This window comes from Pseudarthrobacter sp. MDT1-22 (genome assembly GCF_054511035.1).
In genome coordinates this window covers 115,568-137,006 of record NZ_JBTNDK010000001.1, presented here as the reverse complement: position 1 = coordinate 137,006, position 21,439 = coordinate 115,568, and the positions used below count along the sequence as shown (strand labels likewise).

16 protein-coding genes are annotated in these 21,439 nt (G+C 66.6%); 11 read left to right on the top strand and 5 right to left on the bottom strand.

Going from position 1 to position 21,439, the window contains the following annotated elements:
* Positions 1 to 20: 20 nt before the first annotated feature.
* Together ACX80M_RS00655 and ACX80M_RS00650 are read right to left on the bottom strand one after the other, a co-directional pair.
* The gene (locus tag ACX80M_RS00655) at positions 21 to 1,409 is read right to left on the bottom strand and encodes a helix-turn-helix domain-containing protein (protein ID WP_459308299.1); all 1,389 of its coding nucleotides are present in this window, start codon (positions 1,407 to 1,409) and stop codon (positions 21 to 23) included.
* A 143-nt stretch (positions 1,410 to 1,552) separates the two neighbouring features.
* The gene (locus tag ACX80M_RS00650) at positions 1,553 to 3,007 is read right to left on the bottom strand and encodes an FAD-dependent oxidoreductase (RefSeq protein ID WP_459308297.1); all 1,455 of its coding nucleotides are present in this window, start codon (positions 3,005 to 3,007) and stop codon (positions 1,553 to 1,555) included.
* A 190-nt stretch (positions 3,008 to 3,197) separates the two neighbouring features.
* Between ACX80M_RS00650 and ACX80M_RS00645 the strand changes: the two genes are divergently transcribed.
* From ACX80M_RS00645 to ACX80M_RS00600, 10 genes are all read left to right on the top strand, one after another.
* Positions 3,198 to 3,923 carry a hypothetical protein gene (locus ACX80M_RS00645; protein WP_252576241.1) on the top strand — a complete coding sequence of 242 codons (726 nt, stop codon included), beginning with the start codon at positions 3,198 to 3,200 and terminating at the stop codon, positions 3,921 to 3,923.
* Positions 3,924 to 4,085: 162 nt separating this feature from the next.
* Complete coding sequence (locus ACX80M_RS00640) at positions 4,086 to 5,204, top strand: hypothetical protein (protein WP_252613851.1); 1,119 nt, start codon at positions 4,086 to 4,088, stop codon at positions 5,202 to 5,204.
* A 216-nt stretch (positions 5,205 to 5,420) separates the two neighbouring features.
* Positions 5,421 to 6,641, top strand: a complete 1,221-nt coding sequence (locus ACX80M_RS00635) for a hypothetical protein (RefSeq protein ID WP_252598506.1) — start codon at positions 5,421 to 5,423, stop codon at positions 6,639 to 6,641.
* 313 nt (positions 6,642 to 6,954) lie between these two features.
* On the top strand, positions 6,955 to 9,657 hold the full coding sequence (locus tag ACX80M_RS00630) for a hypothetical protein (protein ID WP_252598507.1): 2,703 nt from the start codon (positions 6,955 to 6,957) through the stop codon (positions 9,655 to 9,657).
* A complete protein-coding gene (gene pstC / locus ACX80M_RS00625) occupies positions 9,654 to 10,673 on the top strand; it encodes a phosphate ABC transporter permease subunit PstC (RefSeq protein WP_104061816.1) in 1,020 nt (339 codons plus the stop codon). Before ACX80M_RS00630 ends, pstC begins: the two co-directional genes overlap by 4 nt.
* Before the next feature lie 2 nt (positions 10,674 to 10,675).
* Positions 10,676 to 11,956, top strand: coding sequence for a PstA family ABC transporter permease (locus ACX80M_RS00620; protein ID WP_459308293.1), 1,281 nt, complete (start codon positions 10,676 to 10,678; stop codon positions 11,954 to 11,956).
* A complete protein-coding gene (locus tag ACX80M_RS00615) occupies positions 11,953 to 13,641 on the top strand; it encodes a substrate-binding domain-containing protein (RefSeq protein WP_459308291.1) in 1,689 nt (562 codons plus the stop codon). Before ACX80M_RS00620 ends, ACX80M_RS00615 begins: the two co-directional genes overlap by 4 nt.
* On the top strand, positions 13,638 to 14,606 hold the full coding sequence (locus tag ACX80M_RS00610) for a sortase (protein ID WP_252598510.1): 969 nt from the start codon (positions 13,638 to 13,640) through the stop codon (positions 14,604 to 14,606). Before ACX80M_RS00615 ends, ACX80M_RS00610 begins: the two co-directional genes overlap by 4 nt.
* Positions 14,607 to 14,632: 26 nt before the next feature.
* Positions 14,633 to 15,496 carry a phosphate ABC transporter ATP-binding protein gene (locus ACX80M_RS00605; protein ID WP_083510445.1) on the top strand — a complete coding sequence of 288 codons (864 nt, stop codon included), beginning with the start codon at positions 14,633 to 14,635 and terminating at the stop codon, positions 15,494 to 15,496.
* Positions 15,497 to 16,231: a class F sortase gene (locus tag ACX80M_RS00600; protein WP_252598511.1), complete on the top strand. Its 735-nt coding sequence runs from the start codon at positions 15,497 to 15,499 to the stop codon at positions 16,229 to 16,231.
* A 35-nt stretch (positions 16,232 to 16,266) separates the two neighbouring features.
* Here the strand turns inward: ACX80M_RS00600 and ACX80M_RS00595 are convergent, their stop codons facing one another.
* Complete coding sequence (locus ACX80M_RS00595; protein WP_459308288.1) at positions 16,267 to 17,265, bottom strand: DNA topoisomerase IB; 999 nt, start codon at positions 17,263 to 17,265, stop codon at positions 16,267 to 16,269.
* 135 nt (positions 17,266 to 17,400) lie between these two features.
* On the opposite strand from ACX80M_RS00595, the gene rarD reads away from it, so the two are divergent.
* Positions 17,401 to 18,345, top strand: a complete 945-nt coding sequence (rarD, locus tag ACX80M_RS00590) for an EamA family transporter RarD (protein ID WP_252598513.1) — start codon at positions 17,401 to 17,403, stop codon at positions 18,343 to 18,345.
* Between the two features lie 105 nt (positions 18,346 to 18,450).
* Here the strand turns inward: rarD and gabT are convergent, their stop codons facing one another.
* Positions 18,451 to 19,821, bottom strand: a complete 1,371-nt coding sequence (gene gabT, locus ACX80M_RS00585) for a 4-aminobutyrate--2-oxoglutarate transaminase (protein ID WP_459308286.1) — start codon at positions 19,819 to 19,821, stop codon at positions 18,451 to 18,453.
* A 59-nt stretch (positions 19,822 to 19,880) separates the two neighbouring features.
* Positions 19,881 to 21,311 carry a gamma-aminobutyraldehyde dehydrogenase gene (locus ACX80M_RS00580; protein WP_252608417.1) on the bottom strand — a complete coding sequence of 477 codons (1,431 nt, stop codon included), beginning with the start codon at positions 21,309 to 21,311 and terminating at the stop codon, positions 19,881 to 19,883.
* Between the last annotated feature and the right edge of the window lie 128 nt (positions 21,312 to 21,439).

Genomic DNA, 21,439 nt, shown 5'->3' with positions numbered 1-21,439 from the left:
AGGTGGGGAGCGAAACCAGGTCAGGCGCTGAGTTCGGCTTCCAGCCGCTCAAGGTCCGCGACGACGGCGGCCCGCTTGGGCGAGCGCGCCGGCAGCAGCTTCAGGGCGACGGTCCGGACGTCGACGTCGTCCCTCGCCTCCGGAAGGGCCGCGTACTTGAGCAGCGTCTCGGCACTGCCGTCCGTCAGGACCGCTTCGCGCATGAGCGAGGAGACCCTGTCACGGAGGTCGATGATGCCCGGCGCTTCGGAGCGCGGCAGGGCGGCGCCGCGGTAGATTTCCAGCGCAATGCGATGAGCGCCGCGCTGTAGGCAGTTCAGCACCTGGCCGCTGTCCGGGACCAGGTCCATGGTGAGTTTGTACGGCCTGGATTCGGGCACGGCGGCCGGGTTGAGCTGCTGGAGGATCTTGCGCAGCCGGACCATTTCCGCGCGGAGCGTCATGGTGGGGCCGTCGCCCGGGTAGAGCAGGACACTGAGCTCCTCGGCGCTCAGCCCGTCCGGGTGGGTGCTGAGCAAGGCGAGGATTTCACTGTGCCGGGCGGACAGTGCCACCGTTCTGCCTTCGATGCTGAGCAATGCCTGGTCGCGGCCCAGAAGCTGCAGGCTGTTGCGGTACAGGCTGCCTTCCTTGGCGCCGCCGGCTCCCCCGGCCCGGGCCGAATCCGACCTGGCCGCCGAACTGGCGTTCCGCCGTCGGGCCGGCCGGCTGGCAAGGGTGGCCGCAAGCTGCAGCCGCTCAACACGGAGCTGCGCCTGGGCGGCAGCGACGGTCGCCTCGACGAGCGACAGCGTGTGGGGCGCCACCGCGCTGGCTTTGCCCGTGATGTCCACAACGCCCAGCAGCGCACCGGAATCCGGGTCGTGGAACGGGACGGCGGTGCAGCTCCACGCGTGCACGGACCGCTGGTAATGCTCCGCCCCGGAAATCTGGATGCCGCGGCCCAGGGCAAGGGCAGTGCCGGGAGCGCTGGTGCCCACGGTGGCCTCTGACCAGTCGGCGCCCGGCACGAACATCATGCCTTCGGCACGGCGCTGCAGGGCCGGATCGCCTTCCACCCAGAGCAGCCGGCCCACCTCATCACCCACGGCAACGAGCAGGCCGCTGTCGTGGCTGGGCTGGACCAGGAGCTTGTGGATCACGGGCATAATGCTGGCCAGGGGGTGCTGCCGCCGGTATTCCTCAAGCTCGTCAGTGTCCAGGGCAAGGGGTGCTTCGGGATTGTCCGGATTGGCTTTCAATCGGGCGGACCGCTGCCAGGATTCCCGGATCAGCCTGCGCAGCCCGGGGATTTCCGGTGCGTCCGGAAACGCCTGGGCGTCGAGTTGCCCATGGGCGGCCAGGGCATGCCGCTGTGCCAGCGCAGTCGCTTCGCCGCCGGACGCCGGCGGCAGGATCAGGTTCCTCATCGAACTCCCCTCGGTCCTGCAAGTCTACTGGCCGCAGGCGCGAACCCTCCAGTGCCAGCCCCTCTTGCGCGAACGGACACTTGAGGCCCCTCTGGCTGGGGCCTCAAGTGCCCGTTCGCGCTGTTTTGGTGGGTGACGCTGGGTCAGGCGCGGGAGATGTTGATCATTTCCTCGCGTGGGACTACTTTGATGCGTTCACGCACGACGGCGGCGGTCCCGTCGGCGCCGACCTCGCCTTCTGTCCACGCGGCGCCGAGGGCTGCTTCGTGCGCGTCCAGCTTGATCCAGCCCTCCCAGGTGGTGAACTCGATGCCGCGCTCCTGCAGGAGGTCGATGATGGCCTGCGGGTCCGGGTTCTGGGCGGGTGGCAGGGTGAGCCGGTCCTCCAGCAGGAAGCCGATGGTCTCCAGGGCATCGCCCTTGGTGTGGCCGATGAGGCCGACCGGCCCGCGCTTGATCCAGCCGGTGGCGTAGATTCCGGGGACGGGGTTGCCATCGGAGTCGAGCACGCGGCCGCCCTCGTTCGGGATCACTCCGCGTTTGGCGTTGTATTCCAGCTCGTCCAGTGGCGAACCGTGGTAGCCGATGGCGCGGTACACGGCCTGGACGGGGTAGTCCACAAACTCGCCCGTGCCTTTGACGCTGCCGGTGCCATCCAGCTCCATCCGCTCAAACTTGATGCCGGCCACCCGGCCGGACCCGCCGTCGTCGGGGTCCTGGTATATCTCCACCGGGCTGTGCAGGAAGTGCAGGTGCAGGCGGCGGGAGGACGGCTCTTCCGCTTCGGCGTGCTCCTCCACAAGCCAGTTGGTCAGCGTGTTCACCATGGTCTTGATCTGGTTGTTGCTGCGGATGGCGTCATCGGAGGCTTCGTCGAACTCGAAGTCCTCCGGGTACAGGACAATGTCCACGTCCTTCATGTGGCTCAGCTCGCGCAGCTCCAGCGGCGTGAACTTGACCTGGGCCGGGCCGCGGCGGCCAAAGACGTGGACGTCGGTGACCGGGGAGTTCTTCAGGCCCTGGTAGACGTTGTCCGGGATCTCGGTGGTGAGGAGTTCATCGGGGTGTTTGACCAGCATCCGGGCCACGTCCAGCGCCACGTTGCCGTTGCCTATCACGGCGATTTCCTTGGCATCCAGCGGCCAGTCGCGGGGCACGTCCGGGTGGCCGTCGTACCACGACACAAAGTCCGCGCCGCCGAACGATCCGGCCAGGTCAATGCCAGGAATGGCCAGGTCCGCGTCCTTGATGGCGCCGGTGGAGAAGATCACGGCGTCGTAGAAGGCCCGGAAGTCATGGAGGGTGAGATCGCGGCCGTACGTGACGTTGCCCAGGAAGCGGATGTCGCCCCGGTCCAGGACCTTGTGCAGCGCGTTCACGATCCCCTTGATGCGCGGGTGGTCAGGGGCCACGCCGTAGCGGATCAGGCCGTACGGGGCGGGGTAGGCCTCAAAAAGGTCGATACTGACCTCAAAATCGCCGTCCTTGACGCCGTTGGACTTGGTCAGGATATCCGCCGCGTAAACACCTGCCGGTCCCGCACCCACAATGGCAACGCGGAGTGGACGTTTGGAGGTGGTTTCGGCTTGGTTGGACACCGGGAGCCCTTCTGGAACGAGGAGATTGCGACGGAGGCGCACAGTGCAGTTGCGCACAATGTCCCATTCTAAATGTGCCCACCGCGGGACGCGGCATCGTGTGATGCCAGACGTTCAGCTGCCTGTCGCTCTTCCTTTACCCGCGCCACCCCCGCTGGCAACCATCCGGCTTGAGCCTTATCACGACCGCATGGGCGGCGTCCAGTCACAGGATCCCTGGGGAGCCATCATTTCCAATGAACGCATTTCCTTCACCTCTCTTGTTAGTCAGGCCCTTCCTGCGGCGACCCGCTGGAAGGAGCGCGAACTCGCCGTCTTCAGCGCTGGCGTTCAGCACGGCCATGTTTCCGCGCTGCCATCACTTAACGTGCGGCAACGGTTGACCAATCCCGTTGAACAGCCAACCGAAGTCCTGGCACAGCCAGTCCGCCTGCCGGCCATCCACCAACTGGTGCGCCGGATGGATCACTTCAACCAGCCACTGGTCGTCTGGCGCCTGATCTCGGGCAACCACAGGGAACTCGGCCGGGGGGTTGGCCTCTTCCCGAGCTATGCGGTGGCGGCCGCGAATGCGACGGCCGCTCAGAAGGCCGCCCAGGACCTGACCATTACCTTCGTCCAGAACCAGCAGGCCCGGGACTACGGATGGTACGTCAGCCTGCGCGGACGCCCCGTGTTGATGGCCAGCGCCTGGTACCCCACCATCCGGGACCGGGACCGCAGCGCCCTGGCGGCACTGGACCTGCTTGGCGGCGCACGCCTGCTAGAAACAGTGATCCGCCACGGACACCGGCATCTTCCGGTTGAGTTCCCGCCCGAGCTCCTGCGTGCAGGAGCTCCCGGCGTGGAACGGCTGCCCGAAGCCCCCTTGCCGGTGCTTTCACCAAACGTTCACCTGATCGCAGGTTCTTCTTAGCCAAGCAATTCGAAATGCCGGGCAGCGCCGCCGCAGACTCATAGCGGCCGGCACTGTCCTGACTACTCCGGCAGCCGCAGACCGCAGCGGCAGTGCCCGCACTGCGCCGTGGCCCACCTGCACCAGCTAATCCACTCGGTACCTAAGATGGGGAATCTTGACATGAAATTGAAGTCCTTCCAGGCTGTCGGCGCTATCTGCGTCACCGCCTTGGCACTCGGCCTGATCAGCTCAGCAAGCGCGTCTGCGGAGCCCACGACGCCGGACCGCCCGCTGGCGGCCGTTGGTTCCGACACCATCCAGGACGTCTGGAACGCCCTGACCAACACAGGCCCCATCAGGACAGTGGCTTCCTACGACGCCTTTGGCCTGCCCTCGGCGATCGTGACCAAAACGGGAGTCACCGCGTTTACGCGTCCCAACGGTTCCGGTGCCGGCGTCAAGGCCCTGAGCGCCAGCCTGAACCCGCTGAACCATGTTTACAAGGACTCGGCCAACAACACCTTCACGCTGAAAAGGAACGACGTCGACATCGCCCGGTCCTCTTCCTCACCCAGCGTGGCAGGCACTGACCTGACGTTCCTGCCGTTCGCACGCGACGCGATGACCGTGGCAGTCAAGGACTCCACCAACACGCCGGTGAACCTGACCACCCAGCAGATCGCCAACATCTTCAGCTGCACGGCCGGCGACGGCGTCACCATTGACGGCACCACAGGCAAGCCCGTCATCGGAACCATGACCTTTACTCCCAAGCTGCCCCAGGCCGCTTCGGGCACCCGCGCCTTCTTCGTGAAGGCCATCGGCGTCACCCCGAACAGCACCTGCATCCCCGACATCGAGCAGAACTATCCCGAAAATAACGGTGCGGCCCTCATCAACGACGGCGACATCATCGCTTTCTCCGCCGCCCAGTGGATCGCGCAGAAGAACGGCGCCATGGCCAACACCACGGCTGCCGGTCAGGTGCTGGCGAACATCGACGGCCTGAAGGCGATCGACCCGGCCACCACGGCTCCGGCACTGGCCCCCGGAGACCTCTACGGTAACGCAGCCGTGGCACCCGCGAGCGGCAAGGGCACCTTCGCCCGGGACACCTACAACGTGGTGGCCAGCTCCACCCAGACCAGCAAGCTCATTTACAGCCTGGTCCTGAGCAATGCCGTGACCACCAACCTGAAGACCATTGGCAGCAAGGTCATCATCAACAAGTTTGGTTTCAAGACGCTCTCCTACGTGGGCGACTGGACGATGGGCAAAAAGTCGGGTTACACCAACTAACAATTCCTCCGGCCGGGTCCTGAATTCCGTTCATAAAGAATTTACTTTCAGTACCGTCTTGCTTTACTTTGCCACGCCCGCAGAATTCGACTGATGACCCAGACTGATCGGTAATTCTTCGCAGCGATTTTCGCTGGTTGGCCGGTGGATTTAATTTCCCGGCGCCGGGCAACACCGCAGCAGTAGACACGTTTATCTGAGAAAGAAGAAATGATTATGGCTAACGCCACGACAATGAAATCCCGCTGGGGCCTGAACGCCACGTCCGCCGTTGCCGGCACCGCCCTCCTGCTGGGCGGTGGAATCGCTGTTGCCAACGCGGACCTCCCGGCCGGCTCGGCAGGAACCGTCACGGCCAACCCGACGAGCGGCAACTGGAGCGCCCTGAGCCTGTCCGTGCTGAAGCTGCACAGCGACATGGTCTGCCCCACCACCGGCAACATCCTCGAGGGCGCGCTGATCTTTATGTCCGAGCCCGGGCAGGAAATCCAGCCGGCGCTGAGCAGCACCGTGGAAGCGCAGACGGTCTACCCCCTGACGCAGGATCCCCAGTACGCGATGTCCCTGAATGCCAACGGCACGATTGCTGACGACAACACGCTGGAATCCGGTTTTGTGAACAGCAGCAAGACCCCCATTGCTGACATGTCCGCCGCTGTACAGGCCAACCACACCTACAGCATTGGTTACGTCTGCACCGTCTCGAACGAGAGCGTCACCACCGCCAAGATCAACCCGGTCGCGGGCAAGTCCGTAGCCTCCTGGGCCACGCTCACCACCGACGCGTCCAAGAACTGGACCATCAGCCAGCCGGTGGTGACCACCCCGACGGCGACCGCCACGCCGACGGCCACCGAAACGGCCACTCCGTCACCTAGCGCCACGCCCACCGAAACGGAAACGGCCACCCCGACGCCGACCGCCACGGAGACCCCGTCGGCCACACCGACCGGAACCGCGACGCCCAGCAGCACGTCAGTCCCGCTGGCCACCACGGGATCCGTCAAGGAACTGACCGCCGGCGCCGAACTGGTCAGCGGCCAGAAGTTCGTGGTCAACGCTCCCGCCGGCACCTTCGTCGCTGGCGAAACGGTCATTGGCGAGATCCACTCCGAGCCGGTTGTCCTGGCCGAAACTGCGGTGGCCAACGCTGACGGTTCGGTCAGCTACACCTTCACCATTCCGGCCGACCTGCCTGCCGGAACGCACACCCTGGTCCTCAAGGGTGCAGCCGGCGCAACGTTCGAGGTCACCGGCCTGACCGTGACCGCCGGGTCCAACGCTCCCTTCCTCGCGGACACCAACTGGTTCGGCGCTGCCGCCGCCAACCCGGCAAGCACTGCGGGACTGGCTGCCATGGTCATTGGCGGACTGACGCTCATGGGTGTGGGCGGCGGGATCTACATTTCCCGGCGCCGCAAGGCCACCCGGGCCTGATTCACCAGGAATTGCCCGGATCCCGCTGGGGTCCGGGCAATTCCGCTTTCAACGCCAATTACTTTTGTTCACCTCCCGGAAATCCGTTCTTTATCAAAGCACAGCGGACCCGGGACGATTTACCGAAATAATAGTCCAGCAGCTTCCGCTGCCAACCGGCTGGACCTTCCACTGACAGGTCTGAACAATCGGCCCGCAGGTTTGATGACTGACCCGGAATAATGAAAAGAAAGAATTCATGCCGCTTCCATGGAATACCCGACAGGCCGGCGCCAGGCCCCGTCAGCAACCCGGCGCGCGGTGGGCTTCCCCTTTGGCCGCTGCGGCCGCTGTGGGCGCCCTCCTGCTGGTCTCGCTTCCGCCGAGTTCGGCAGATCCGGTCCTTCCGGGCACCGACTGGGGGCCGCGCGGCTCCATGGTCAGCGACACCTCGGCGACCGTCACGTGGGACAACACTGACAATGCCCCCGAGAGCACGGTTCACCGCGGAAACCAGCAGCAGCTGCCGCACACTGCCGGGAAGACGTACGACGACGTCGATCAGCGGCTGCGCGATTCAGCGACCCGTGCCTTCGGCCCGGGCAACGGGCTGGGCGGCCTGTCCGTGAGCGTCTCCCAGACCAGGAACCTGCAGAACCAGTCAGTGGCCGTCAGCTTCACCGGCGCGGATCCCGCCACCGGCAGCAATGGTGCCAGCACGTCCTATCTGCAGGTGTTCCAGTGCTGGGGCAAACCGGGCACGGACAACAAGCCTGACCCCGCGGCCACCGAGCCCGACCCCTCCACCTGCCAGTTCGGCGCGACCGGACTTGACGGCGATATTTCCAGCACGGCCCACCAGCGTTCACTGCTGAACGATCCCCTGGTCCGCGGCGGGGACTGGGAAGCCCAGGATCCGGCCTCCCCCACCATGCACCTTCCTGCCCCCTTCCTGGCTGTCACCGGTGAAGAAACGCGGATCACGGACGGGTTCAACCTCAGCGAATACCGCAACCCCTTCTTCAGCCGGACCAGCACGAACGAGTTCTCCCGCTTTATGTCCTCCGAACAGGGCGCAGGCTCGCGCACCTTCGAGGTTCAGAGCGGCGCAGAAGCCTCCGGAATGGGCTGCGGCTACCGCCCGGATGCACCCAGCGTGGCCAAATGCTGGCTGGTAGCCGTACCGCGGACAGCCGCGATGGACGCCATTCTGCCGGCCGGACCCCTCTCCCCCAGCCTGTGGGCGATGCGCCTGCAGGTCCCGCTCCACTTCCAGGACGTCGCGGCAGTTTGCCCCACCGATCAGGCGGCTACCCTCAGCGTGGGTTCCGAAGCCCTCAGTACGGCGATGAAGTCCTGGATTCCCGCCGTGTGCGACACGAAGAAGTTCACGCTCGGCTTCTCACCGCTGGCTGACCTGCAGGCCCGCACCCAGCTGCAGCAGCCCGACACCCTCGCTTTCATCACCCGCCCCGCCGCCGGTGACCTCAACGCCCTTTATGTGCCGACAGCGCTGGCCGGGGTGGTGGTCGCCATGACCATTGACAATGCCTGCACGGCAGCGTTCACGCAATTCACGCTGGCCGACTGCGGTTATCAGGACAAGGCAGAGTGGGAGGCCGACAAGGCACGCAGCTCGGGTCTGGTGCGTGACCTGAAACTCAATGCCAGGCTGCTGGCCAAGCTGCTCACGCAGAGCTACGTGCAACACACTGCCCCGGCTTCCGCCATTGAGGCCCCCTTCACGAAGCCCGGCACCACGGCCTATGGCCAGCCGATGACGTATTCCATCCAGAATGATCCGGAGTTCAGGGCCCTGAACCCGAAGGGCCTGGGTTCCTCCGGCAACCTCAGCCCACCCGTGGTGGAAGGCCTGCGCTCCGATGCCGCGTCCGCTGTCTGGGACTGGCTGCTCAACGACAAGGATTCCCGGGCCTTCCTGAACGGTTGCCCGGATCCGTCCGGCATGACCATCAACCCGTTCTATTCGACGCGGACCTACAGCGAGTGCCAGGAAAAGGCCACCGAACTGGACCAGCAGGCCGCCCGGAAGGTCGCCGAGACCAAGACACCTGACGGGTTCACGTACGCCCGCCAGTCCTACCCCTCCGAAGGGGCCGCGTACCCGCAGGTCTACTGGGCGCAGAAGCAGGCCGTTATGGCCGGCGACGGTTCCATCGCCGAGCCAGCCCTGACCGTAGGCGACCAGTATTCCCGCGTCCAGGACATGGCCGCGGCGGCCCAGAACACCGTGCGCGCCCAGCCGGCATCCACCACGTCCTGGTGCGCCGACTGCAGCCCGCCCGCGTACAAATCCGTGCCGCGTCAGGGCTACGGCAGCCGCAGCGTCCTGTCCATTACGGACGCGGCCTCGGCAGCGAAGTTCCAGCTGCCCACCGCGCAGCTGTGCAACGTCAGCGGTTCGCAGTGCATTGGCGCCACCGCCAGCAGCCTGCAGGCAGCAGCCGGCCAGTTCGAACCCACCGGTACCCCCGGCGCCATGCGGCCTGCCAGCGTCCCGGACTACACCACCGCGTATCCGCTGACCCTGCCGATCTACGGCGTGGTGAACCTTGCCTCCGTCAGCCAGTCCCAGGCCGCAACGTTCGCCCAGCTTTTCTCGTACATCAGCACCGAAGGCCAGAAGACCGGCTTCCGGAGCGGGATGCTGCCACCTGGCTACGCGCCACTCACACCGGCGCTGCTGCAGCTGGCCGCCGCCGGCATCCAGACCCTGCAGGGAATCCAAGGGCCACAACAAGCCGCGGCCGCCACCACCGACCTGATGCCGATGGAGTCCGTGTCCGGCGAAAACGTGGTGCCCGCAGTCCTGGCACCGGCCGCACCGGCCGCTGCCGCAGCAGAAGTCGTCCCGGCGGCAGCACCTGCGGCTGCCCCCGCGGCCGCCGCTGCGGTGCCCAGCCGGACCGCGGCCACCAGCAGCGCCTGGCCCCAGTACACGCTGGTGATCGGACTCGTGGCGGCAGTCGCAAGCGCCGCCGCCGCGCCGCTGCTGGCACGGGGACGGCGTCGATGAGCACGGTACTGCCCCGTTCCCGCGCCGATGAAGCGCAGGATACTCCCCGCACATTGCACCAGCAGTTGGAACAACAGGACTACCTGTTCCGGACCGTCACCCGGATCGGCGGCGGAATCGTCCTGGCCATCATGGTCCTGGTGGGCCTGTTCCTGGCCGGCAACGGCGTCGGCGCCATCAGCGAGGTGGGGCTGGGCAAATTCCTGACCACCCAGAACTGGGCGCCGGAAACCAATGACTTCGGCATCGCCGCTGTTCTGTGGGGCACGGTGCAGATCGCCACGGTTGCGTTGGCCATCGCCATGCCGCTGGCCCTGGGCACGGCACTGTTCATCACCGAAGTCGCCACCGGCTGGATGCAGAAGGCACTGACCAGCCTGATTGACCTCCTGGCTGCCGTGCCGTCGGTGGTCTTCGGCTTGTGGGGCGCCTACATGCTGCAGCCCAATGTGGTGGACTTCAGCAAGTGGCTGTCCACGTGGTTCGGTTGGATACCGTTCCTGCAGGTGGACGGCGTTGACCCGGGCAGTCCGCTGCGGGACACCGTGCCGTTCACGGCCTCTGCCTTCATCGCCGGACTGGTGGTGGCCATGATGATCGTCCCGATCCAGACCTCCATCATGACGGAGTCCTTTCGGCGCGCACCAACGGGTGAGCGTGAGGGCGCCTATGCCCTGGGCGCCACACGGCTGGGCATGATCCGCACCGTGGTGCTGCCCTTCGGCCGCGGCGGCATCATCGGCGGCACCATGCTCGGGCTGGGACGGGCGCTCGGCGAAACCATCGCCATCTACCTGATCATCAGCCCTGTCTATGCCATCAATTTCCATGTCCTGGAAAAGGGCGCCAATTCGATCGCCGCCATGATTGCCCTGAAGTACTCCGAATCCAACGAATCTGCGATGAGCGCGCTGATGGCCGCAGGACTGACGCTGTTCGTGATCACCATGCTGGTCAACATCACGGCCTCAGCCATAATGGCGAGGTCCCGGTCCGGCGCAGAAAGCGAGGGCTGACCATGACTACCACTGACGACGGACCCACCACTTTCGAGGTGACCGACCTGCCTACCGATCCCGGGCCACGCCGCCCGGCCACTGAACTTCCGCAACTGTCCATCACTCCAGGTGCCCCGGACGAAGTCCGGGTACGGCTTGGCGTTGGCCGTACCCACATCCTGTCGCTGGCCGGGGCGGCCGCCGGCGGGTTGGCCATGGGCCTCCTGCTGACCGTGGCCCTCGGGCTGATCCCCCTGGGCTGGCTGTTCATCGTTTCCTACCTTTGGTTCCTGCTGCTGTACACCGCACTGATACACCTGCGGCAGCCGGCTCCGGCAGTCCGCAACGGACTGCTGACGGTCCTGCTCAGCTCGGCGGGCGCCGCCGTCGCCGGCACCCTTGGCCTGGTGGTCATGTTCACGTTCGCCCGCGGCCAGGAAGCGCTGTTCCACCTCAACTTCTTCACCACAGACATGACCGGCGCCGGGCCCCTGTCCGGCCTGGACCAGGGCGGCGTGCTGCATGCCCTGGTGGGAACGCTGGAACAGATCGGCATCGCACTGGCCATCACCATTCCGCTGGGAATGACGACGGCGGTATTCCTCAACGAGGTGGGCGGGCGCCTGGCCCGCATCGTGCGCACAGTCGTGGAAGCAATGACGGCGTTGCCGTCCGTTGTGGCGGGCCTGTTCATCTATGCGGCCGTAGTTATGGCGATCACGCATCAGACCAATGGTTTTGCCGCTTCGCTGGCCATCACCGTCCTGATGCTGCCGATCATGATCCGCTCGGCCGACGTCGTCCTCCGGCTGGTGCCCGGGAACCTGCGCGAGGCAGGCCTGGCCCTGGGCGCGGGCCAATGGCGGGTGGTGTGGCACATTGTGCTGCCCACAGTCCGCTCCGGCCTGACCACCGGCGTCATCCTGGCCACCGCCCACGGCATCGGAGAAACCGCCCCTGTCCTGCTGACTTCCGGGTTTACCGGCGTGATGAATGCCAATCCGTTCTCCGGCCCACAGACACCACTTCCCCTGGCTGCCCTGGATTACGTCCGCTCCCCGGTGCCGGAGATGGTGGCGCGCGGCTTCGCCACCGCGGCCTTCCTGCTGTTCGTGGTCCTGGTGTTGTTCATCATCGCCCGCATCATCGGCGGCCAGGACGCCGGCAAGCAGACACAGGGCCAGGCACGGCGCGCGGCCGCCAAATCCCTGCGCGATCTGCCCCGCATTGAACGCAACCACGCCCAACTGCTGGCGAGCCTGGGCGCAGCACCTTCCGACAACATGCAGGAGAAACCATGATCCGCCCCCTTTCCAAGCGACGGACCGTTCCGGCGGTCCTGGGAATCCTGCTGTCACTCGGTATGGTGCTGGCCGGCCTGGCGCCGGCCCAGGCGGCCAACTACCTGCGCATCGGCGGCTCCGGATCCTCTTGGGCGGGCAACGCGCTGCAGGACTGGATCGCACGGGTCGGCGCCCAGGGCGTGACCGTGGACTACGAGAACAAGGGGTCCTCCACGGGGCGCAAGGAATTCGCCGACCAGATGAAGCAGTTCGCCGTCTCGGAAATCCCCTACACCGGGGACACCGCCGACCCGCGCGACAACAGCATGCCCGGCTTCGCCTACGGCATGCTGCCCGTCGTGGCTGGCGGTACCGCCTTTATGTACAACCTCAAAGCCGGCAGCTCACGGATGACCAGCCTCAAACTCTCACAACCGGCCATCGCCAAGATCTTCACCGGCCAGGTCACCCGCTGGAACGATCCCATCATCACCGCCGATAACCCCGGCGTTGCCCTGCCGGACGCCACCATCAACGTGGTGGTCCGCTCTGACGGCTCCGGCGCCACCGCCCAGTTCACGCTCTGGCTGCTGCGCCAGTACCCTGCCGACTACGCCAAGCTGTGCGCCGTCACCGGCTGCGACCCGCAGCACGCCACGTCCTTCTACCCCACGCAGGGTCTCAAGAACTTCGTGGCCCAGAACGGCTCGCAGGGTGTCACCACGTACTCGGCGAACAACCAGTTCACCATCAACTACGACGAGTACTCCTACGCCCAGGGCATCGGCTTCCCGGTGGCACAGGTCAAGAACGCGGCCGGCTTCTACACGCTGCCGACGGAGCACGCAGTGGCGGTGGCGCTGACGCAGGCGAGCATCAACCAGGACAAGGGGTCAGCGAACTACCTTTCCCAGGACCTCTCCAAGGTGTACGGCTACAAGGACCCCCGCACGTATCCCATGTCGGCATACTCGTACATGATCGTCCCGACCCAGACCACCAATGCCCTGAACCCGGCGCAGGGAGCCACCCTGGGCTTCTTCGCGAACTACGCCCTGTGCGAGGGCCAGCGCCCCATGGGCCAACTCGGATACTCGCCGCTGCCCATGAACCTGGTCCTGGCCGGGATGGAACAGATCCGCAAGATACCGGGCGTGGACCAGGACACCATCCGCAAGATGGACCAGACCCGCGACAGCGTGTCCGGCGGTTCGGCGCCCGCCTGCAACAACCCCACGTTCAAGCCGGGCGACTCACCTTCGGCCAACCAACTCGTGCGGAGTGCACCGTTCGACAAGGCCTGCGACGCTGCCTGCCAGGTACCCTGGCGCGGTGCCGACGCAGCCGTCAACCAGGGCCCGGCAGGGGCCCCGGCGGCAGCGGGAGCCGAAGTTCCGGCCGGCGCCGCCGACGTTACAGACCTGGCCGACGCCGGAGCGGCCGCCGTCGATCCGGCCATCGAAGCGGCGGCCTGTGACCCCGACAGCGGCACGTGTACAGCCGTTGCCGCCGGGGCCGCCAGCGGCGTCGCCGGGCAACTAACGCCTGTCACCACCACGCTGGCCTCTAGCCGCGGCTGGGGACAACCGCAGAACCTCCTGCTGATCATCGGCGGCCTCGTGGGCCTGCTGGTACTCGTCCCGCCACTGACCGCCGGCGCCCTGGCCAGGCGTGCGGGGAGTAAGCGCGGCACCAAAGCATGACCGCCACACTCACCGGCCGGCGCCAGACCGGCCCCCGGTTCCTGCACCGCGGCATGCTCGCGTGGCTCCGCCGTACGGCCCGGAACAGGCGCCGGGCCACCCCCGTCAGGCTCCCGCCGTCGCACACGAACAAGGCGATTTCGCTGGGTCTGGCGATGGTCTCGGTGATCCTCTTCGGCCAGATCATCAACATTGTGATCATCTCGCAGGTGCAGCACGCCACCACGCAGACCCGGCTGTTTGAAGAGCTCCGGACGGGCCTGGCGGAAGGCTCCGCACCGCTCGGCCAGACAGACCACACGGGCGCATTGGTGGCCCCGGGGACACCGCTGGCCCTGCTTTCGATTCCCGCCCTGGACATCCAGGAAACGGTGGTGGAGGGAACCACGTCCCGGGAGCTGATGGACGGCGTCGGCCACCGGCGGGACACTCCCCTGCCGGGGCAGAGCGGCACCAGCGTCCTGATGGGCAGGGCCGCCGCCTACGGTGGCGCATTTGGCCAGCTGACCCGCCTCGCACCCGGCGAGCGGTTCACCGTGACCACCGGGCTGGGCGTGGCCGAGTTCGAGGTGACCGGCCATCGCCGCGCCGGCGACCCCGGCCCGTCCATACCCACCGGTGACGAAGGGCGCCTGACCCTGACCACCGCAGCCGGCGCCGCCTTCCTTCCCGACGGGGTCCTGCGGGTCGACGCCAAGCTGCTGTCCAAGGCTTTCCCGAAGTCCGCACCCGTCCTCTATCCCGCATCACTGGAAGCCGCCGAACGGCCCCTGGGATCTGACACCTCGGACCTGGTGGGACTCCTGGTGTGCCTGGAACTCCTGATCCTGGCCGCCATGGCCGCCGTCTGGTCGTGGTACCGCTGGGGTCAACGGGAGACCTGGCTGGTCTTCCTGCCGATGCTCGGCGCGCTGTCAGTCCTGACCGGTACGCAGGTCAGCCTCCTGCTGCCCAACCTGCTTTAGTGAAAATCTCCACAGAAGGAACCCTGATGACCACGCAATCATCCTCCGGCCACGCACTGGCCGTGTTCGATCCGCCCGAGGGCGAGGGCTTCCCGGATCCGTTCGCCGGGAGCGAGGCGGCCGAGCTCGACGCCAAGGCGGTCAGTGCCTGGTTCGGCGAGCGCAAAGTCCTGGACCGCGTCTCGCTGACCATGGAAGCGGGACAGGTCACGGCACTGATTGGCCCTTCGGGCTGCGGCAAGTCCACGTTTCTGCGGATCCTCAACCGGATGCACGAAATGGTGCCAACCGCGTCGCTGGCGGGGCAGGTCCTGCTTGACGGGGCCGACATCTACGATCCGGGCCGACGGGTGACCCTGGCGCGCCGCAACATCGGCATGGTCTTCCAGAAAGCCAACCCCTTCCCCGCCATGTCCATCTACGAAAATACCGTCGCCGGCCTGAAGCTCGCGGGCATCAAGGCCAGCCGGCTGGAGAAGGACTTCCTGGTGGAGGATTCACTCCGCAAGGCATCCCTGTGGGACGAGGTCAAGGACCGGCTGCACCAGCCCGGCGGCGGACTGTCAGGCGGCCAGCAGCAGCGGCTGTGCATCGCCCGTTCCCTGGCGGTTTCCCCGCGGGTGCTGCTGATGGACGAGCCATGCTCTGCGCTGGACCCCACGTCCACCCGCCGCGTCGAGGAGACCATCGCGTCGCTGCGCGGACTTGTCACGATTGTCATCGTCACCCACAACATGCAGCAGGCCGCGCGTATCTCGGACACGTGTGCCTTCTTCCTGGCGGCACACAACGCGCCCGGGGCGATCGTTGAGCACGGCCCTACTGACGCCATGTTCCAATACCCGCAAGACCAGCGCACCAGCGATTACGTCAACGGACGCTTCGGGTAAATGCGACGGGCCCCCACATCCGCGGCCCGCAGGCGCCGCCGCTTCCGTAACCTTGCCGCCGTCGGCCTGACCGGGCTGGGCCTTTCCGTGGTGCTGGTGTACGGAATCCCGCTCCTGACGGGGGCCCAGCCGCTGCTGGCAGTCCCCGGGCAGGCCACGGAATCTGCGCCGCAGCTGCCCGACTCCGCCGCTGCGGCAGGCGGCGTCGCCCCACTGGTGGTGGAGACGCCGGCAGAGGCTGAGGCGGTGGCCGGCCGGGAACTGGCCCGGACTCCCGCGGGGCCGGGCCAGCCAGTGCGGGTGCAAGTGCCGCGGCTCGGCATGGACATTCCCGTGTTGCCGATGGCCCTCCCGGCCGACCGCCGGGTCAACCCGCCCTCCAATGGATTCGCGTACTGGATCAGCGACTACGGACCGGCCGGCGCCGGGGCCACCAACACCACTTACCTGGCCGCCCACTCCTGGAACCTCGGCTACTCGGCATTCAACGGTCTGATGGACATCCAGGCCGGCACGGGCCGGGCACAGCCGGGCGACGCGGTGCTGGTCACCACGCCGGAGGGCGTCACGAGATACACGGTCACGGGGGCGGCCGGCTATGCAAAGACCAGTCTCGGGCAGCGGGACGACCTCTGGGCTGCCGTGCCCGGGCGGCTGGTGCTGGTGACGTGCTTCCAGCTGAACGACGCCGGCGCCACCGAGAACTACGTTGTGTATGCCGAGCAAACGGGCTGAGCAGCGGCCACAACAACCGGCAGCAACGACGGGCCTCAGCCGCCCTGGCGCAGCGGCACCACGTCGCCTTCCCTGTACAGCAGGGCCCGGAGCTCGGCTTCCGCGGAGTCCAGCCGTTTGGGGTCGATGGTCTCCCCCGCGGCAAAGTGGTCCAGCAGCCGGGGATCAACATAGCTTTTCCGGGCGATCGACGGCGTGTTCCCCAGCACCGCGGCAGCCTCCAGCATGGCCACGCTGATGGCGCCCTTCCGCGCCGTAACGGTCGGTTGCGGGCCGCTGCGTGCCACGCTGACGGCGGCGGCCACCGTCCCGCGCAGGGTCCGGAAGTCCTTGGCGGTGAAGTCCAGGCCCGTCCGCTCCTTGACGTAGGCATTGATGTCCGCGCTGGTGACCGGCCGCCAGGTCCGGCCCTCCTTGAACGCCAGCAGCCTGGCATTTCCACCGCGGCGCTTGAGCGTCCGCACCAGGGCGGCCAGGTCGGCGTCGTGGATTTCCGACTCCCAGTCCTTCCCGCTCTTGGCCGGGAACTTCAGCTCCAGGCACTCCTTGCGGACGTGGACGTGACCACACAGGAGCGTGGCCAGGCCGCGGCTGCCGTTTTCGTTGGTGTAGCGCTCCGACCCCACCCGCAGGGACCCGCTGTCCAGCATCCGGAAGGCCGCCGCCAGGACGCGTTCGCGGCTGGGGCCGTCGCGGCGCAGGTCCAGGGTAACCAGCCGGCGGGCAGTGGGCAGTGACTCGGCCAGTTGCAGGGCGCGGTCGAACTTCACGCGGTCTTTTCGCTCCCGCCAGGCGGGGTGGTAGATGTACTGCCGCCGGCCCACCACATCGAGGCCTGTCGCCTGGATGTGCCCGTTGTCGAACGGCGCAATCCACACGTCCGTCCAGGCCGGCGGGATGCCGATGCCCTCCAGCCTGTCCCGGACCGGCCCCGGCGGCAGCGTCGAGCCGTCCAGGCCCCGGTAGCTGAACCCCGTCCCGGCGGGCACGCGACGGTAGCCGCGGCCGTTGGCGTTGCTGCGGCGGAGCCTCACAGGACGGCAACCAGCGGGGTCATCGATTCCATGAAGGAAAGCGTACTGACTTTTGACTGGAATACGCGTCCATCAACTGGTGTTATTGGTTAGGTGCCTACTCCCCCTGAAACCACCTCTTTACCCAAAACCGCTGTGACCGCGCCAGCTGGTCCCAAGGCTGTAGACAAGGAGACGACGGCGGGAGTCCTGTTCGGCTTCGGCGCGTACGGGTTGTGGGGGCTGCTCCCCCTGTACTTCTTTGCGCTGATGCCCGCCGGTGCGGTGGAGATCGTGGCCAACCGCGTGGTGTGGTCGCTGCTCTTCTGCATCCTCCTGATCACGGTCACCCGGTCCTGGCGTGCGCTGTCAGCAGCCTTCCGCGACCGTTCCGTGTTCGGCACCCTCGCCATCGCGGCCGCACTCATTGCCGTGAACTGGCTGACCTATACCTACGGCGTGACCACCGGCCAGGCCGTCGAAGCCGCCCTGGGCTACTTCATCAATCCCCTGGTCTCGGTCCTCCTGGGCGTGTTCGTCCTGAAGGAGAAGCTGCGCCCCCTCCAGTGGGCCGCCGTCGGAATCGGTTTTGTAGCGGTGGGCGTGCTCACGGTGAGCTACGGCAAACTGCCCTGGATCGCCCTGACGCTGGCCGTCAGCTTTGGCCTGTACGGGTTTGTGAAGAAGCGCGTTGGCCCGAAGGTGGACGCGGTGACCAGCCTCAGCGTGGAAACCATTGTGCTGGCCCCGATCGCCGCGGCCACCATGGTGTTCCTCGGCGTCAGCGGCTCGGCCACCTTGGCCAGCCAGGGCCCCGGGCACTTCTGGCTCCTGGTGGCCTCCGGCGTGATCACCGCGGTGCCGCTGCTGTTCTTCGGCGCATCGGCCCGTCGGCTGCCCATGACCACCATCGGGCTGCTGCAGTACGTTGCCCCGCTCCTGCAGTTCATCGTGGCCTTGGTGGTGTTCCAGGAGGCCATGACCGCCAGCCGCTGGATCGGCTTCGGCGTGGTGTGGCTGGCCCTGCTGGTGCTGACCGTCGACATGCTCCGAATGGCAGGCAAGAACTCAAGGGCAAGGAAGCGGGCCCGCGCCTCGTAGTACGAGCGCGAACGAACACTTGAGGCCCTGGAAACGTGAGTTTCCAGGGCCTCAAGTGTTCGTTCGCGCCGTTGCGAGGGGGCGCTAACTCTGTGGGGCGGGGTCCTAGGCGTTGGCCTTGATGGCCGCAGCCAGGACGTCCAGGCCGTCGTTCAGCAGGTCGTCGGTGATGACCAGCGGGGGCAGCAGGCGGATGACGTTGCCGTAGGTGCCGCAGGTGAGGATGATGACACCCTCCTTGAGGCAGGCAGCGGCCACGGCCTTAGTCAGCTCGGGGTTGGGTTCCTTGGAGCCGGTCTGGACCAGTTCGACGGCCAGCATCGCGCCGCGGCCGCGGATGTCGCCGATCACGGACTTCCCGGCGCCTGCCAGTTCGGCCTGCAGTTCCTGCAGGCGTTCCGTGGCGAGCTGCTCGATGTGACGCGCACGTCCGGCGAGGTTGTATTCCTCCATGGACCCGATCGCGGCCAGCGCGGCGGCGCACGCAACAGGGTTGCCGCCGTAGGTGCCGCCCAGGCCGCCCGGGTGGACGGCATCGAGCAGGTCCGCGCGGCCGGTGATCGCGGACAGCGGCATGCCGCCCGCGATGCCCTTGGCCATGGTGATGATGTCCGGGACAACGCCCTCGTGGTCCACCGCGAACCACTCGCCGGTGCGGCAGAAACCTGACTGGACCTCGTCGGCGATGAACACCACGCCGTTGGCCTTGGCCCACGCGGCCAGTGCCGGCAGGAAGCCTTCGGCCGGGACAATGAAGCCGCCCTCGCCCTGGATGGGTTCGATGATGATCGCGGCCACCTGGTCGCCGCCGATCTGCTTCTCGATCATGGTGATGGCGCGCTTGGCGGCCTCGGCACCGGTGATCGAGGGGTTCTCCTCGCGGTACGGGTAGCTCATGGGCATGCGGTAGACCTCGGGCGCGAACGGGCCGAAGTTGGTCTTGTACGGCATGGCCTTCGCGGTCAGCGCCATGGTCAGGTTGGTGCGGCCGTGGTAGGCGTGGTCAAAGGCGACGACGGCGTCACGCCCGGTGGCGAGGCGGGCCACCTTGACGGCGTTTTCCACTGCCTCGGCGCCGGAGTTGAACAGCACGGTCCGCTTCTCGTGGTCGCCCGGGGTCAGGCGGTTGAGCTGTTCCGCAAGTGCCACGTAGCTTTCGTACGGGGTGACCATAAAGCAGGTGTGCGTGAAGTGCTCCACGGCTTCCTTCACGGCCCCGACGACGGCGGGATCGGACGCGCCGACGCTGGTCACCGCGATGCCCGAGCCGAGGTCGATGAAGGAGTTGCCGTCGACGTCGTGGATGATGCCGCCGTCGGCGTCTGCCACGTAAACGGGAACGGCGGACGCGACGCCCGCGGCGACCACTGCCTTGCGGCGCTCGGTCAGGGCGATGGACTTGGGGCCCGGGAAGTCGGCCTGGACACGGCGCTTCTGCTCCAGGCGGAAGGTGATTTCACTTGCTGTGGTGCTCATGGGGGTCTTCTTCTTTCTGCGGGGCGGGGTCTCGGCAAGCTCGACCACCGGGAGAGTTGCTAGGCGTCGAGTGCGCTCATGACGTGCTTGATGCGCGTGTAGTCCTCCACGCCGTACATGGAGAGGTCCTTGCCGTAACCGGACTGCTTGAAGCCGCCGTGCGGCATTTCGGCCGTCAGGAGGATGTGCGTGTTGATCCAGACCGCGCCGAAGTCCAGGTCGCGGCTCATCCGCATCGCCGTGCCGTGGTCGGATGTCCAGACGCTGGACGCGAGGGCGTATTCGACGTCGTTCGCCAGCTCGAGTGCCTCCGCCTCGGAGGAGAACTTCTGCACCGTGATGACCGGGCCGAAGGTTTCCTGCTGGACGATGTCGTCCGTCTGCTTGGCGCCGGTGACGATGGTGGGTTCGAAGAAGAAGCCCTTATCCCCGGCGCGGTGCCCGCCCGTGACAACCTTGCAGTTTTCCGGGAGGTGCTCCACCACGGAGGTGACGGCGTTAAAGTGGTTCACGTTGTTCAGCGGGCCGAAGTAGTTCTCTTCGTCGTTCTGCGAGCCGGTGTGCAGGGTCTTGGTGTGCTCCACCATGGCCGCCACTACGTCGTCGTGGACCGAATCCTCCACCAGCACGCGGGTGATGGCGGTGCAGTCCTGGCCGGCGTTGAAGAACGCGAACTCGGCGATGGCCGCGGCGCTCTTCTTGATGTCGGCGTCCTTGAACACGATGGCCGGGGCCTTGCCGCCGAGCTCCAGGTGGGCGCGCTTAAGGCCCTTCGCGGCTCCGGAGGCCACGGCGATGCCGGCGCGGACCGAGCCCGTGATGGAGACCAGGCCGGGGACCCGGTGTTCCACCATCATGGCGCCGGTTTCGCCGGTTCCCAGCACCACGTTCAGCACGCCGGCAGGCAGGATGTCGCCGGCCAGGCGGGCCAGCACCAGGGTGGATTCGGGGGTGGTGTCGGAGGGCTTGAGGACTACGGTGTTGCCGGCCGCGAGCGCAGGGCCGATCTTCCAGATGGCCATCAGGAACGGGTAGTTCCACGGCGCAACCTGGGCCACCACACCGATGGGTTCGCGGCGCACGTAGGAGGTGTGGCCTTCGAAGTACTCGCCCGCGGACTTGCCTTCCAGGATGCGCGCGGCACCGGCGAAGAAGCGGAGCTGGTCGGCGCCGGCTGCAATTTCCTCGGAGGCAATCAGGGAGCGGACCTGCCCGGTGTTGCGGTGCTGGGCCTCGACAAGTTCGTCGCTGTTGGCTTCAACGGCGTCGGCGAGTTTGAGCAGCATAAGCTGGCGCTGTCCGGGGGTGACGTGCTTCCAGGACTTGAAGGCGTCCTTGGCCGCGGTCATGGCGGCATCGACGTCAGCCTGGATGGACACGGGCGACTGCGCCACTACCTCGCCGTTGGTGGGATTGACGATGTCCAGCAGGTCAGTGCCCGCGGGCGTGACGAACTCACCGTTGATGAAGTTCTGCAAGGTTTGAACCACGGTGTACAACCTCTTTCATAGGGAACATCAGCTGCGAAGCGGATGGTTGCGACTGCCTTGAGCCTATGCCAGCACCTTCCCCCGGGGAATAGCCACCTGCACACCCTTGGCCGCAATGTTTAGTGCGG

Bases quoted from the DNA above. Each gene is read 5' to 3' on its own strand.
- ACX80M_RS00615 (WP_459308291.1), top strand. From the start codon at position 11,953: ATGATCCGCCCCCTTTCCAAGCGACGGACCGTTCCGGCGGTCCTGGGA.
- ACX80M_RS00640 (WP_252613851.1), top strand. From the start codon at position 4,086: ATGAAATTGAAGTCCTTCCAGGCTGTCGGCGCTATCTGCGTCACCGCC.
- ACX80M_RS00610 (WP_252598510.1), top strand. From the start codon at position 13,638: ATGACCGCCACACTCACCGGCCGGCGCCAGACCGGCCCCCGGTTCCTG.
- ACX80M_RS00635 (WP_252598506.1), top strand. From the start codon at position 5,421: ATGGCTAACGCCACGACAATGAAATCCCGCTGGGGCCTGAACGCCACG.
- ACX80M_RS00605 (WP_083510445.1), top strand. From the start codon at position 14,633: ATGACCACGCAATCATCCTCCGGCCACGCACTGGCCGTGTTCGATCCG.
- ACX80M_RS00655 (WP_459308299.1), bottom strand. From the start codon at position 1,409: ATGAGGAACCTGATCCTGCCGCCGGCGTCCGGCGGCGAAGCGACTGCG.
- ACX80M_RS00620 (WP_459308293.1), top strand. From the start codon at position 10,676: ATGACTACCACTGACGACGGACCCACCACTTTCGAGGTGACCGACCTG.
- pstC (WP_104061816.1), top strand. From the start codon at position 9,654: ATGAGCACGGTACTGCCCCGTTCCCGCGCCGATGAAGCGCAGGATACT.
- ACX80M_RS00600 (WP_252598511.1), top strand. From the start codon at position 15,497: ATGCGACGGGCCCCCACATCCGCGGCCCGCAGGCGCCGCCGCTTCCGT.
- ACX80M_RS00645 (WP_252576241.1), top strand. From the start codon at position 3,198: ATGGGCGGCGTCCAGTCACAGGATCCCTGGGGAGCCATCATTTCCAAT.
- gabT (WP_459308286.1), bottom strand. From the start codon at position 19,821: ATGAGCACCACAGCAAGTGAAATCACCTTCCGCCTGGAGCAGAAGCGC.